The 15627-nt window shown below is 58.2% G+C and carries 8 protein-coding genes; 5 read left to right on the forward strand and 3 right to left on the reverse strand.

What is annotated here, in order from left to right:
- Positions 1–79: 79 nt before the first annotated feature.
- Complete coding sequence (locus QEZ52_RS13640; RefSeq protein ID WP_406644920.1) at positions 80–1084, forward strand: hypothetical protein; 1005 nt, start codon at positions 80–82, stop codon at positions 1082–1084.
- A 212-nt stretch (positions 1085–1296) separates the two neighbouring features.
- Positions 1297–2589, forward strand: a complete 1293-nt coding sequence (locus tag QEZ52_RS13645) for an O-acetylhomoserine aminocarboxypropyltransferase/cysteine synthase family protein (RefSeq protein WP_406644921.1) — start codon at positions 1297–1299, stop codon at positions 2587–2589.
- A gap of 1198 nt (positions 2590–3787) precedes the next feature.
- Here the strand turns inward: QEZ52_RS13645 and QEZ52_RS13650 are convergent.
- Positions 3788–4513 (reverse strand): SIMPL domain-containing protein, encoded by a 726-nt coding sequence (locus QEZ52_RS13650; RefSeq protein WP_406644922.1) that lies wholly within the window; start codon positions 4511–4513, stop codon positions 3788–3790.
- Positions 4514–4689: 176 nt separating this feature from the next.
- Between QEZ52_RS13650 and QEZ52_RS13655 the strand changes: the two genes are divergently transcribed.
- Positions 4690–7218 carry a hypothetical protein gene (locus QEZ52_RS13655; protein WP_406644923.1) on the forward strand — a complete coding sequence of 843 codons (2529 nt, stop codon included), beginning with the start codon at positions 4690–4692 and terminating at the stop codon, positions 7216–7218.
- A gap of 104 nt (positions 7219–7322) precedes the next feature.
- Here QEZ52_RS13655 and hppD read toward each other — a convergent pair whose 3' ends face one another.
- Positions 7323–8417, reverse strand: coding sequence for a 4-hydroxyphenylpyruvate dioxygenase (gene hppD / locus QEZ52_RS13660; RefSeq protein ID WP_406644924.1), 1095 nt, complete (start codon positions 8415–8417; stop codon positions 7323–7325).
- 145 nt (positions 8418–8562) lie between these two features.
- On the opposite strand from hppD, the gene QEZ52_RS13665 reads away from it, so the two are divergent.
- On the forward strand, positions 8563–9018 hold the full coding sequence (locus QEZ52_RS13665) for an Lrp/AsnC family transcriptional regulator (protein WP_406644925.1): 456 nt from the start codon (positions 8563–8565) through the stop codon (positions 9016–9018).
- Between the two features lie 208 nt (positions 9019–9226).
- The gene (locus tag QEZ52_RS13670) at positions 9227–11119 is read left to right on the forward strand and encodes a monovalent cation:proton antiporter-2 (CPA2) family protein (protein ID WP_406644926.1); all 1893 of its coding nucleotides are present in this window, start codon (positions 9227–9229) and stop codon (positions 11117–11119) included.
- Positions 11120–11278: 159 nt separating this feature from the next.
- Here QEZ52_RS13670 and QEZ52_RS13675 read toward each other — a convergent pair whose 3' ends face one another.
- The gene (locus QEZ52_RS13675; protein ID WP_406644927.1) at positions 11279–15154 is read right to left on the reverse strand and encodes a Hint domain-containing protein; all 3876 of its coding nucleotides are present in this window, start codon (positions 15152–15154) and stop codon (positions 11279–11281) included.
- Positions 15155–15627 lie beyond the last annotated feature (473 nt).

Raw genomic sequence — 15627 nt, forward strand, 5'->3', positions numbered from 1 at the left:
GGTTTTGGACTGCGCACTCCCGTCTTATACTGCCTGCCAGAGCAGGGACCGCATCGCAAAACAGCGGCTGGTAATCAGTATGGCAAGAAAACAGGCTACGCGCCAATCCTTCAATATCCTGATTGTCGGGCAATCCGGGCGGCTACAATATGAAGCCATCCTGTTTGCAGCCTCGTTGCGCCAGTATTCCCCGGGCTTTCAGGGCCGGTTGTTTGTGGCTGTCCCACAACCTGGCCCCCTGTGGGACACTGACCCGTCAATCCGCAGCAAAGAGGTGTTGGGGATTTTGGAGGCTCTGGGGGCCGAGATTCTGCCGTTCAAGAACAAGGTTTTTGGCAAACCCTATCCCAATGGCAACAAGATCGAAGCGCTGATGTCGATGCCAGAACGCGAACCCTTCGTGTTCTTTGACACCGACACGCTGATCACCGGCGAGCTGAGCGACGTGCCCTTTGACTTCAAACGCCCGGGAGCCTCGCTGCGCCGCGAAGGCACCTGGCCCAAGCCGACGCTTTATGGTCCAGGATACCACGGCATCTGGCAGTCGCTGTATCAGCGTTTTGGGCTGGATTTCGAATCCAGCCTCGATCTGAGCCAACCGGATGAATATTGGCGACGGTACCTGTATTTCAATGCGGGCTATTTCTTCGGGGCCTGCCCGCGCGCGTTTGGCAAACGATTTCTGGTGTATGCCCAATCGATCCTGACCACCCCCCCGATCGAACTGGTGGGGCAAACGTTGGACCCCTGGTTGGATCAGGTGGCGCTGCCGCTGGTCATTCACTCCTTTGGTGGCGGGCGCGACGCATTGCCTGATGGGTATTTGGATGGCACCGTGAGTTGTCATTACCGGCATCTACCGCTGCTTTATGCGCGCGAGAGCGATCATGTTGTCGACGTGCTGGAAACCATTACGGCGCCCAATCGGATCAAGAAGGTGCTCAAATCCTATGACCCGATCAAACGCATGATCTTTCAGGGGCGCGGCCACAAGGTCCGGGCGATGTTCGATCAGGACAATCTGCCCCGACGGGAACAGGCCATTCGCAACAGGATCAAATCCAACGGATTCTGGATGCGATGAAATCGGGGGCTCTGCCCCCCGACACAGCCTGCGGCTGTGTCTCCCCCCGAGGTATTTCAACCAGAAAGAAGCAGATCCCCACAGCACGAAAAACGAATGTTCCCAATGCAGCTGTGATGTCAGACAAATATTCCTGTTTGCACTGATTGTGTTGTGTCCGAAAATCGGGTGTCCTACACCGAATTCACCATTTTCATAGGGAGATACTTCGCATGACCGACGGACCCACCCACGGTTTTGATACATTGCAAATTCACGCCGGGGCCCGCCCTGACCCGGCCACCGGTGCCCGCCAGACACCCATCTATCAGACCACAGCCTATGTGTTCCGGGATGCCGATCATGCGGCGGCGTTGTTCAACCTTCAGGAAGTCGGGTTCATCTATTCCCGCCTGACCAACCCGACCGTGGCGGTTTTGCAGGAACGGATTGCCACCCTGGAAGGTGGTGTTGGTGCTGTCTGCTGTTCATCAGGTCATGCGGCGCAGATCATGGCGCTGTTTCCGCTGATGCAGCCCGGCTGCAACGTCGTGGCCTCGACCCGTCTGTATGGTGGCACCGTCACGCAGCTGAGCCAGACGATCAAGCGGTTCGGCTGGTCGGCGAAATTCGTCGATACCGATGATCTGGACGCGGTGCGCGATGCCATCGATGAAAACACACGCGCTGTGTTCTGTGAATCCATCGCCAACCCGGGTGGGTATGTGACCGACATTCGCGCGGTGGCTGATGTAACGGACGCAGCAGGCATTCCGCTGATCGTCGACAACACGTCGGCCACACCCTATCTGTGCCGCCCGATCGAACAGGGCGCCACCCTGGTGGTGCATTCGACCACCAAATATCTGACCGGAAACGGCACAGTCACCGGGGGCTGTGTGGTGGATTCTGGCAACTTTGACTGGTCGGCCAACGACAAGTTCCCGTCGCTGAGCGCGCCGGAACCGGCCTATCACGGGTTGAAGTTTCACGAAACCTTTGGCGGTTTGGCGTTCACCTTTCACGGTATTGCCATCGGGTTGCGCGATCTGGGCATGACCATGAACCCCCAGGCAGCGCATTATACATTGATGGGGATTGAAACCCTGTCGTTGCGGATGCAGCGCCATTGTGAAAACGCCAAAACGGTCGCCTCCTGGTTGGAAGCCGATGACCGGGTCGACTATGTCACCTATGCCGGGCTGGACTCTTCGCCCTACGCCGAGCGTGCCAAGACCTGTTATCCCAAAGGCACCGGGGGATTGTTCACTTTTGCGGTCAAGGGCGGTTATGACGCCTGTGTCAAACTGGTCAATGCGCTGGAGATCTTTAGCCACGTGGCCAACCTGGGCGACACGCGGTCATTGATCATCCATTCGGCATCGACCACGCACCGGCAACTGACCCCGGAACAGCAGGAGGCCGCCGGCGCAGGTGCCAATGTGGTGCGGGTGTCGATCGGGATCGAAAACGCCGAAGATCTGATCGCGGATCTGGATCAGGCATTGACCCAAGCCTGCAGCTGATCTGGTCCCTGACTTGATTGAAAAGGCCGGGCTGGGTGCTGACGCATGCCGACCAGTGGAACACATCCACCATCATGCCTGCCGCGGAAACGCGGCAGGCTGTTGATTTATTATGAGATTTAGTCGCCCCCGGATTACTGCATTTGAAACAAGGGCGCGGAAATAGTTTCGTACGCATCAGGCAGCATTCAGCCCAAAGAAAAACACCCAGACCTCGCGCCGGACCAGATGGTGACCGCCGCCAAGTATCGTCCAGGTGCATACCCGCGAGGGAAGGTATGCGAGAGCGATTTCTCGCCCGTATCGCCCGCGCCTCTCGATCAGGAGGTCGAGCGGCGCGGGCGATGATGCTGGTATTCTCGGCGGCCCCGCCTGTGGTGCCTGTGGCACGCGCTTTCTTGCGGCTCCGAACGAGGTCTCGCCGAATGGCACACATCAGCGGACCCGGGACAGCAAAGGCAAGGCCACCGGGAAGAAGGCAACACCGGCACCGTCCGCGCCCTGCACACGCCTTGCAAGGGCAAGAAAGGTGCCCGATCTTCGATCTCGCTTTTACACGCCGGGCAAAAAACCACCTCGGACAACCGGCGCGCACCTTCATGCACGTGCCATGGGACCGCCTCGGCCGGGCGGTCAGAGCTGGTAGCAGAGGCACCCGGGTTGGGTTCAGGGAGCTCTGTTCAATCCCGCGATGTTGATCTCGATCCTCAACATCTTCCGGATCAACCACAACGTCTTCGAACCGAAGAGGATCTACGGTGCCATACAATGAAATCGACAACATTGGGAAAGCTGCAAAACTGATGCCGCGCTCCCTCCGCTTCCCGGGAACAGTCGAGTGTATCCAGATACCGCGTCTTGCACGACGTTCACCGCAGACCCGCACGCCCGCAAGCAAAGCGGAAATCCCATCGACGGATCAATTGGAAATCGTCGCCCCGCCCCCGGAAGTCGTCGCGATTCCCGATATATTGATCGTACCGCACAACTTGCAATCCAATCAGGAGCCGGAGCCGGGTCAAACCCGATCCCGCCAGAACTCATCTTGTTGTACGGCGCGTATTTCACATCACAAGAGTGGCTGCGATGAAACTCATCGCGGCCACTCATTGCCTGGGTGGCCTTTATGCTGTGCGTCCCACCAGCCGGAATACGCCAGCATGGTGGTCGGCCTTTTTGGTTAGATCCGGGGACAGGGTCATTCCAGATCCAGAATGTCGAACACCATATTGACGCTGACGCTGACAGACATTTCACCTGCAGCGATGGCGGTGCCAGCTTTGCGGGCTGACATGGCTGCCTGCATTGGCAGGACACGCCCGTCAAAGCCTTCGGTGATTGACGAAACCAATCCCAGCGCAACCCCAGAGGCCTCGGCCAGTTCCCGTGCCTTGACCTGTGCATCCCGCACGGCCAAAGCACGGGCCTGCGATTCCAGCGGTCCTGGGTCTTGAATTCCGAACTGCAACCCATTGAATTCATTTGCACCCGAGCCGACAACCGCATCCAGAACCGGCCCCAACCGCTCCAGATCCAGAACTCGGACAGATACCGCGTTTGAGGCGGCAAACCCGGTGATCTCGGGCGGGCTGTCAGTGTCGCGGCGTTGGTTGGACCAGATCGGGTGCAGCGTCACCCGGCTGGTCTGTATCTGACGCGGCTCAAGCCCCAGATCCTGCAGCTGTTGCAACATCTCACCCATGGCAGCCGAAACCTCAGCCATCGCCTGTCCGGCGTCCTGATGATCGTGGGTCACGCCCAGAGTAATGGTGGCCATATCCGGAGCAGCTTCGACCTGGCCCTGACCCGAAACGGTGATCACGCGGGGGCTGTCGCCTGCCATCGCTGGTGTCATTGCTGCCGCAGTCAGAGCCGCAGTCAAAGCTCCGGTCAGAGCCGTTGCCATCAATGTTTTCTGTATCACTTGGATCAATCTCCTGTTGTGCCTTCAACACATGGGGGCGGTCCCCCGCCTTCGGCAAGAGTTGCGACCGTGTTTTCCTTTTCCTCGGCAAACTCCTGCTTTATGATTGCGCAACAGGTGACACTGGTTTGCAAAAACCGATTGGATAAGCTGGTTTGGACGGTTTGGATCATAACATGAGACCGGGTTTTGCCCTGTCGCTTTCCTTTGACGGGATTTCGTTGCTGCATCGGGCGGCAGGCGGATGGCGCTTGGTTGGCGAGGTCGGGCTGGACACTGAGGATCTGGCCAACGATCTGGCGCAATTGCGCACAGATGCCGAGCGGCTGGAACCGGGGCGTATTACCTGCAAGGTCATCATCCCCAACGAGCAGATCAAATACCTGTCGGTGCCCACTGGGGATCTGGACCGGTCTGCGCGCGAAGACATGGTTTTGGCAGCGCTCGAAGGGGCAACCCCCTATGCCGTTTCCGATCTGGCGTTTGATTTGTCTCAGGATGGCGATCAGACCCATGTGGCTGCCGTCGCCCGTGAAACCCTGGACGAGGCCGAAGCTTTTGCTGTCGAGCACGGGTTCAACCCGACGTCCTTTGTTGCCGTGCCCGCAGAGAATTCGTATCTGGGCGAACCGCATTTTGGGTCGTCCCAACATGTCGGCAGCCATCAAGTCGATCCTGATGGAATTGCCGTCGTGGTTATTGGACCGGCCATCTATCCCCAGGATCCGCCGGAGAACGACGAAACCGAGCTGCCGAAAATCGACACCCAATCTGATGCCGGGTCACCTGCCCCGGTTGCAGAGTCACCAGCCCCTGCGCTGGACAGCGCTCAGACGACACCGGCACAACCGGCCACAGATGAACCCGCTTCCGCGCCTGCGGTGGGCTTTACCAGCCGTCGCAAGAAGCCGGATCAAGGCGCGGCACCATCGCTGCAAGGCGTCGCGCGCACTTCGGCGGCTCCCGCCCCCACTGTGGCGCAACCGGTTGCTCCGCCCGTTGCTCCACCCGAGAAACCGGCTCTGCGCCCTGCCCCGACACCACCACCTGTAACACCACCCAGCGTCGGAATTTCATCACCCGATCTGGATGTCCCGCCCGAAGTTGATCCCAAATCCGATGCCCCGGCACAAAATCTGTCCGGGTTCCACAGTCGGCGCAACACCCCTGTCGACATGTTGCCCGCTCAGGACAACCAACCCAAAGCCTATCCGGTCGCCGACGCCCCTCCCGGGGCCACACCGCGCCAGGAGGCAACCAGCGAAACCGAACGCATGACCCTGTTCGGGGCACGCGATCAGATCAGGGTTGGCGGCAAACCGAAATACCTTGGACTGGTCCTGACCGCTGTTCTTGTGCTGTTTCTGGCCGTAATCGCCGCATGGGCCACGTTCTTTTCCACAGGTCGCTTGGGTGAATTGTTTGAAGCCCAGCCTGATCCGGCCACACAGTCACCGCCACAGGTCACACCGGATCCCACCGAGACGGCCCCGGTTGAGCCGGCGATTGCGCCACTGGGTGAACCCACAGAGCCCGTTGCGGCACCCGCGCCAGCGCTGCCTGATATCGCCAATCTGCCGGCTCCGACCGAAGTGCCCTTGCCCGGGCTGACAGACACTGACACGGCCGTTCTGGATGCGCTGAGCGATCCGGAACAGGACGCACAGAAAGAAACACCGGACGAAACACTGGGCGAAACACTGGACGAAACTACCACCACCGAGCAACCGTTCCAGCCGTCTGCCAATGTGGCACGGTATGCAGCCACCGGCATCTGGGCCGACGCGCCGACGCAGCCCGAAACCCCTTCGGTGATTGGGTTGGATGATCTGTTCATCGCGTCCATCGACCGCACGGATCTGTCACAGGATTCGGTCGCCTTGCCTGACGCGGCCAGCCTGAATACGGATATTTCCCTGGCTTCGGTCGGATCACCGGCAGCCCAAGGAACCAGCTTCAGATTGAACGATCAAGGGTTGGTGGATCCCACGCCCGAAGGGACGCTGAGCCCGGATGGGGTTCTGGTGTTTCTGGGAACCCCGCCTGTTCGCCCACCGCAAACCCCGACCCGTTTCGAAGAGGAACCCGAAACTGATGCGAACCGGGAGCGCCTTGCCGGTTTGCGCCCCCAACTGCGTCCCGAAGACCTGACCGAACAAGCCGAACGCGCACAGCTGGGCGGGCTCAGCCGGTCCGAGCTGGCCGGTGTACGTCCTAAGCTGCGTCCCGAAAGCATTCAGCGGCAGGCTGAAGCATTGGCACAGACTCAGCCCGAACCCGAAACCCCCGCCACGCCCGAAGAAGCAACCGAAATCGTTGGCACAAAGTTGGCTGTGGCTGCGACCGTCAAGCCCAGAACACGCCCATCGAATATGGCTGCTTTGGTCAAAAAGGCCAGCCGCAACGACCAGTCACAAGCCGCCACAATTGCCCCGGCCACCGTCTCGCCCAAGATTCCATCTTCGGCCTCGGTGGCGCGCCAAGCCACCTTTCAAAACGCGCTCAACCTGAAACAGGTCAATTTGATCGGCGTCTACGGTTCCCCGTCTGATCGCCGGGCTCTGGTGCGGTTGCCCAGCGGCCGCTACAAAAAGGTCAAGGTGGGTGACAATGTGGACGGGGGCAAGGTCGTCGCCATCGGAGACAGCGAACTGCGATACCAAAAACGCGGCCGAAACCTGACATTGCGCATCCCCAACGGGTGATCTGCGCATAATCTGATCCTGTCGCCCGGCCCTCGTCCGGACAGAAAAAACCACCGCAAGATCGCGCTTGCGGTGGCTTCATTTCGTCAGCAGTCTTGCCCAGATTACGCAGCTTCGATCTCGCCGCTTTCGATCTGTTCCCGTTCGATGGATTCGAACAGCGCCTTGAAGTTGCCTTCGCCAAATCCGTCATCACCCTTGCGCTGGATGAATTCGAAAAAGATCGGGCCGATTACGGTTTTCGAAAAGATCTGCAACAGGATCCGGGTTTCTCCACCATCCACAACGCCCTCGCCATCAATCAGGATGCCGTGTTTCATCAGCTTGTCTTTGGGTTCGTCGTGACCCGACACCCGGTCATAGGACATGTCATAATAGGCCTCGTTCGGGCCGGGCATGAATTTGAGCCCTTTTTCGGCGATTGCATCGGTTGCCGAATAGATGTCATCGCTACCGACCGCGATATGCTGGATGCCTTCGCCGTTGTATTTCTTCAAATAGGCAACAATCTGGCCGGTCTCGCCGCGATCTTCGTTGATCGGAATGCGAATGCGGCCACAGGGCGACGTCAGCGCACGGCTGAACAGCCCGGTGAATTTACCCTGAATATCAAAGAAACGGATTTCCTTGAAGTTGAACAGGGACTCGTAGAAATTGAACCACTTGTCCATGTTGCCCTTGAACACATTGTGGGTCAGATGGTCGAGATAATAGAACCCGTCCCCTGCAGGCTTTGACTGGGTCAGCCATTCGAATTCTTCATTGTAGGGCGAAGTATCTGAGTATTGGTCGACGAAATACAGCAGCGAGCCGCCGATGCCCTTGATCGCTGGCACGTTCATTGTCTTGTCGGCCGCGTCATAGGGTTCCGCCCCCTTGGACACCGCATGATCATAAGCCGCCTGGGCATCCACAACACGCCACCCCATCGCAGGCGCGCAGGGGCCGTGCTCTTGGACAAATCGCGCGGCAAAGCTGTCGGTATCGGCATTCAGGATATATGTCACATCTCCCTGCTGCCACAGCTCGACATTCTTGGATTTGTGACGACCCGTCAGCGCAAACCCCATGCGGGTAAAGAGATCGCGCAATTCCTGTGGTTCCGGGTGGGCAAATTCGACGAATTCAAACCCATCCGTACCAGCCGGATTTTCGGCGGAAATGACAGATTTCGGTGCGGTATGCGGGAAAGGACCCATGGGCGCGGTCTCCTAATTGGACATTTCGATTATCTGACTCAAAAATACCCCATTCTCGATGCAGGTTTTGCGCAAAGTGACGCATGTTTCATTACCAATGTGCGGAGTTTTTGTGATATATCATCAGAAACTGCGGAGATTACGCATGCTGGACGCTACAGATACCAAACTTCTCGCAGCTTTGCAGAAAAATGCACATCTCACCGCGCACGAGCTGGGAGAGAGGCTGAACCTTTCGGCCAGTCAGGCCGGGAGACGACGGCAACGATTGGAAACCGAAGGCTATATTCAAGGGTATTCCGCCCGCTTGGATCCGTCCAAGTTGGGCTTGCATGTGCAGGGGTTTGTGCAGGTACATCTGAACAGCCATGGCCCGGAACAATCGGCCAGCTTTGCCCGACTGGTGAGCACCCGGTCAGAAATCACCAGCGCCTGGACCATGACAGGCGACGCCGATTACCTGTTGCGGGTCTATTGCGCCGATCTGCCCGGGCTGAATCGGCTGCTGCACGAAGTCCTGCTCCCCCACCCTGCGGTCGCCCGGGTGCAAAGCCAGATCGTCATGGACCAATTGAAACGCGACGCGCCGCTACCGACCTGAGCTGTCTGGGGGGAAATAATGGCAGTGGGTCGATTTCCTGCGCCAAACGGGCGTGAATTTTCACATTCCATGCATATGTAAGGACCACAATAGACCACCTGCATCACGAATCCCTACAGACGCAATAATTCCTGTATTATCGGTTGAGTTTCCGACGCATTGCATCGGATGATCAGACCGAAACTGGCGAACACCAACTGGACCCCTCATGGATGAATTCCTTTATCAGGCTTCAATTTACCTCGCTGCGGCAGTGATTGCAGTCCCGTTTGCGTCGCGATTGGGTTTGGGGTCCGTTCTGGGATATCTGGCGGCCGGGATCATCATTGGCCCGGTTCTGGGCATGGTCGGTGCCGAAACCGAAGATTTGCAGCATTTTGCCGAGTTTGGCGTGGTGATGATGTTGTTCCTGATCGGGTTGGAGCTGGAGCCGCGCGCGCTCTGGGATATGCGACACCGACTGATCGGGCTGGGCGGTTTGCAAATCCTGTTCAGTACGCTGGCTCTGATGGGGGCGGCGATGGCAACCGGGCAGCCCTGGCAGGCGTCCCTGGCGATTGGCCTGGCGCTGTCTTTGTCGTCAACCGCGATTGTGCTGCAAACCCTGTCGGAAAAGGGGTTGATGCAAACCAGCGGCGGACGATCCGCGTTTTCGGTTCTGTTGACCCAGGATATTGCGGTGATCCCGATCCTGGCCTTCTTGCCGCTGTTGGCGGTTGCCCCGGACTTGCAGTTTACCACCGATGGATCCATTCAGCGCGCAGTCGATGGCGCGGCGCAGCACGGTTCTGGCCATGGCGGCGGTCTGTCCTTGGTCGCGGGATTGCCGGGATGGGCGGTGACGCTTGTCACCATCGGCGCGGTCGCCTTTATCATTCTGGCTGGAATCTATCTGACCCGACCGCTGTTTCGATATATCCATGCGGCCAACCTGCGCGAGATGTATACCGCGCTGGCGCTGTTGATAGTTGTGGGCATCTCCTTCCTGATGACATTGGTGGGGCTATCCCCGGCCCTGGGGGCGTTTCTGGCCGGCGTGGTTCTGGCCAACAGCGAATTCCGGCACGAATTGGAAAGCGACCTCACGCCCTTCAAAGGGTTATTGCTGGGTCTGTTTTTCATCACAGTCGGGGCAGGCATCAACTACAAGGCGTTTCTGGAAGATCCAGGCGACATGATCGGATTGGCCCTGCTGATTATCGTGGCCAAAGGAACCGTGCTATATTTTGTTGGTCGTGCCTTTGGGTTGCGGCGGCGGGCCCAATGGTTGTTCACGCTCAGCCTGGCCCAGTCTGGAGAATTTGGCTTTGTTCTCCTGGCCTTCTCGGTTCAACTTAATGTACTTCCTCAAGTTCTTTCTGAAAAACTGTTGCTGATCGTAGCCCTGTCGATGCTGATCACGCCGCTGTTGTTCATCCTGTATGATCTCATGTCCAAACGGATCTCCGATCAGAAACCGGAACAGGAACCGGACGAAATCGACGAACAGGGTCCAGTGATCATTGCAGGCATTGGTCGATTTGGGCAGATCGTCAACCGCCTGGTCCGCGCCAGCGGGTTTCAAACCATTGTTTTGGACAACAATATGGAAGCCATACAATTGATGCGGCGGTTTGGTGTAAAAGGTTTTCTGGGAGATCCCACCCGCCCCGAGCTGTTGCGCGCCGCAGGTTTGAGCAAGGCCAAAGTGCTGGTCGCCGCCATGGATCAGGCGGAGGAGGTCACAAAGCTGGTCGCCTATGCGCGCCGGCAGCGTCCCGATATTCACATCATCGCCCGCGCTTTTGACCGCAATCACGTATACGAATTGTACAAGGCCGGAGCGGATGACATCGTGCGAGAGATGTTTGACAGCTCGCTGCGCGCGGGACGCTATGTGCTGGAAAATGCCGGACTAAGCGAATATGAGGCCGCCCGCGCCGAACAGACGTTTTACGCCCATGACCGCAGAACCATGCGAGAGCTTGCACAGCTTTGGCAACCCGGGGTTCATGCCCGCGACAACCCGGCCTATATTGCGCGATCCAACGAACTGGAACGGGATCTGGAAACTGCCCTGTTGCAGTTGGCCGAAGAGGAAAGCGATCGCAAATCCGCCTGACCATCTTCCTGACACGGAAACGCGTTCTGGCGACAACATGCGCCCACAACCATCTGTTTTATAATGAAAAAGGCAGGGCTAGACCGCCCTGCCTTTAACCGTATGCCCCGGAGTCACACGAATGTAGCTGCCCCGCCCGGGGAAACCCGCAGACCCAGGTTAATGGGTCAGCAGATGTGCTTCGTGTTTCTTCAGCGACCGGCGCGCAGACTGATAGGATTCCAGCCCTTCGCGGGTACGCAGCTCTGGGAACAGCTCAAAGATCTCGTTGCGCTGTGCGTTTCCCAGACCGTCCATGGTCTGATCACCCGGCTGGAAGCTTTCGGTCCAGGCCCCATCCGACAACACCACTTCGTGCTGGTCGAACATGAAGTGGATGTAGGTCACTGTCGAAACCTCGACCACATCGACCCCTTCGAGACCGGTCAGATGTTTGGCCGCGACCAGAACTTCGCGCTCTTCGAAATACAGCGTCGTCTTGTCGTTGGCCACCAGAACCCGGTGGTTGGGGCTGACCATCATGTCACGTTCCGGCAGACCATTGCCCAAGGCTCCTTCGCGGATCAGAACCGGGTTCAGGTGTTCCGCACGTGCCAGCTCTTTGCCTTGCATCGTCCGCGACCCCAACCAACGAATTGCCTGGATACCATTGTCGCGGGTGATGACGCGATCACCGATCTGAAGGTCCTCGACACGCCGTTCCCCTTTGGGGGTCGCAATCAAGGTTCCAGGTGTGAAGCAGGGAACAGGTGGTGGTGGTGGTGGTGGTGGTGGTGGGACAGGATCGAAAACATCCTCGATTTCTGTAAAGACAGTGCTCCCTGTTTCTGCGCCCGATGAGTCAAAGAAACGGACTGTCCCGGCTTCGGGATCGGTCGGGTCGTATTCAACCGTCAACGAGCCGCCCGGATTGGCTGCCTCGGCAGCACCGGTCAGGTCCAGCGTATCAATGTCCAGACCGTCGGCATCTTCGCCGCCTGCAATGACTTCGCCCTGACCGACGTTGTTGAACGTGTCGTCACCCAGTCCCCCCAGCAACAGGTCGCCGCCGTCATCGGGGTCGTCATTGCCACCCGAAATGACATCGTCACCTTCACCGCCGAACAGAATGTCGCGACCTGCACCACCATCGATGGTGTCATCGCCAGCGCCACCATCAATCGCGTCGCCGCCGCCGTCGCCATACAGCTCGTCGTTGCCTTCGCCACCAAAGATGACATCGGTATCATCGCGGCCATGCACGGTGTCGTCACCGTCACCAGCAACGATAACGTCCTGTTCATCAACCAGCGGGGGCACGGCATCGTCATTGTCGACGCGGTCCAGTTCCGGATCACCCAGATACCCCAGGTCGATATCGTCATCGCCAGATGTGCCTTCAACCACACCATCAATCGCCGTGGTCCCGGGACCACCTGGAGCGCCTGGCCCGCCCGGTGTAGTCGTCGTAGCAGTCCCGATAACCAGCGCATTTTCAATCTCGCTGAATTCGGCCGTTCCGGCGACAGTCAGATCGTCATTATAAAAGGTTACGATCCCGGATTCCGTCGATGGATCGTCATCGGTATATGCAATCGTAGCAAGCCCTTGGGCGATCATTGTGTCGAGGTCATCGCCGCCTTCGCCGCCGATGATCACATCCCCAATGCCAGCACCGATGATGTCGCGGTCATCGCCCCCGTCCAGGGTATCCGCGCCTTCGCCACCCAGCAGGGTGTCATCGCCGGTCCCGCCGTCAATGGTATCATTGCCCTGACGTCCCAGCAGCAGGTCGTCGCCTGCATCACCGTGGATTTCGTCTTCGTCGATGCCACCGTCTACGTAGTCATTGCCAGCACCACCAGACAGGACATCGTCGTCGTCCTGACCAAAGATGACGTCATCGCCGTCTCCGCCGTCAATCACGTCCATACCATTGGTTGGATCTGGATCCGCCAGCGCTCCGGGCAGGTCATCGACGATGTTCAGGGCATCCGGGAACACCGGGTCCAGACCACCATAGATGGTATCGGCACCGGTTCCGCCGTCGATGGTATCAGCCCCTTCGCCGCCAATGATGACGTCATCATCTGCACCGCCATCAATGAGGTCGTCGTCGATCCCACCATCAATCGAGTCATTGCCTGCCCCGCCGTCGATCACATCGTTATCGTCACCGGTCAGAATGGTGTCATTTCCGTCGCCACCGCTGACAGTGTCACGGTCGTCAAAAATGTCACCGTCGGCCGGGACGAACGGAATGTTCGGCGTCGTGCCGGCATAACCGGCAAATCCGCGGTCGGGCAGCGGCACTGGTTCATTGCCCCGCGTATCGATCATGTCGTCGCCGTCGCCGCCATCAACGCTGTCAGACCCGTCGCCACCGATCAGGTCATCATCACCGCCATTGCCGACAATGGTGTCATCGCCATCGCCGCCATCAATCGTGTCATCGCCGTCGACGCCGGTGCTGGGTGTTGCGACATCAAAGAATACATCGGTGACCGTGATGATCGTGGGTTCCACACCCACCTGAGCGTGGTCGATTTCGATTTTGGACACCGGCCCGGAAATTGTCACCAGCAACGAATAATCCGGCAAGCTCGCGCCAGCATATCCCCCTTGGCTGGTGCCTGTATCGTCGCCCGGCACTGCATCATCATCGCTGAGCGTGACGCGGGGGCCATTCCCCAGAACAACTGTGATCGGATCACCGGCCTCGTCAAAGGCGCGGACGCTCACCTGTCCATGCCCGTCAATGTCATTGATACGGAACGACACATTGGAAACAGACTCGGAGAATTCCAGACAATGCACGGCTTCGTCGCCGTCATTGTTCAGATAGGATGCCATCGCGCTGCCGGAATTGGCCGGGGCACCGCCGGTATCAATATTGCCAGTGGCCTGCTCTTCGGTCGTGAACGTCGCATCAGATCCCGTCGGTGCAACCGTATTGGTATAGGTCACGTTTACCGAACCGGTATCCTGTGTCAGACCACCGCCCAGGTCGTCGCCTTCGCTATAGACCGTGGCATCGCCCTGCGTTGTACCTTCGTTCCACAACAGCGCTTCGCGAACGGAACCACCGGCACCGCCACCGGGGGCACTCTGGTCTCCATACAGCGCGTCGTCGCCTTCTTCGCCGTGCAGCTCGTCACTGCCGCCGCCGCCATAAACTTCGTCATCGCCAACTCCGGCATAGACGGTGTCATCACCATCGCCTGCATCCACGATATCATCATTGGGGGCCTGCCCCGGCAGGATCGCATCATCGTTGTCGATCATGTCCCCTTCGGGGTCACCGGTATAAGCCAGATCAATTTCATCGTCGCCAGGGGTACCATCAACAATGCCATTGCCCTGCCCCAGAACCGGCTTGTCCAGAACCGCAACATAATCCACGGCACCGGCAAAATGCTGGTCAAAATCATCATCGGTCGCCTCGCGGGCACCAATGGCAAAACTCTGTTCACCGCTTTCGGTGATGTTCAGCGTCATTCCCGACTGGTCGCTCGACGCGATTTCGGTCGTACCGGTGGTATCATTGACCACCTTCATCACGACGCCATCTTCCTCCCAGGAGTAGGTGACGCGGATGGTATCATTTGTTCCGGCAAAGCCTTCGGATGTGCTCAGTTCGACAGTATTGCCATCATCTGTGTGATAGACCTGAACCGTCCCGTTTTCGGTGACGCGCACCTCAAAGTAACCGGTGTCAGAGGATCCCTCGGCTCCACCGTCGGCCCCAGCTGATTCAAACACACCGCGGCTAACGACCGTGTTGGTTCCACCACCTGCCGGAACGTAGGCGCGAAATTCGGTTTCGATGGTTCCCTCGGTGAGGTCAAAGGCCCCGTCGTTGCCATCATCGACATTCATCTGTTGGCCCGAGCCATCCAGGTTCATCCAGCCTGCGCCGAAAACGGGCCCACCGACGGATGTCCCATCTTGCGCTACGCCATCCCCTAGACCCGTATCGTTTTCTTCAAAACCATCCCGGAAGTCCCACAAACCAATGACTTTTGCCTCATACAGGTTGTCAAAGTTTCTCGCCATAACTTTCTCCTCATCGGCACTTCCAGAATGCCAAACCCGCAAACAGCGGATACAAAATGCAACCCTACAGACCGATGTCGACCGGTTCCGGCGACCGACACGGCAACAGCCAAGTAACAAGCAAGGGAGAGAAGGCAGCGCACCGTTGCAGAAACGGGCACCGTGCACAGACCAAATGATCCGTACTATTTCATGTCACCAGCAGTGCAAGACACCACCACGCGACACGCTCTCACTTGCATCGTTTTGGATGCAACAAGTGCGGTCGCCCCCGTGACCAACAGACATCGCCCCCCAGTTGGGCTGTCTTATTGATACCGGAGCGCGGGATAGCCACAAAGGAAAAAACCGGATTTTGTGATCATCCCGCCTGGCCCCCGCGCCCGCGATTTTCCGTAAACCTGCATATTCCGCGGATATATTGTTTCTGGATGGCCAGGTTTTGCGCCCGGCAAAAAGTTAAAATTTTACTA

Source organism: Aliisedimentitalea scapharcae, from assembly GCF_045277565.1.
In the GTDB taxonomy this organism is placed as follows: Bacteria; Pseudomonadota; Alphaproteobacteria; order Rhodobacterales; family Rhodobacteraceae; genus Aliisedimentitalea; species Aliisedimentitalea scapharcae.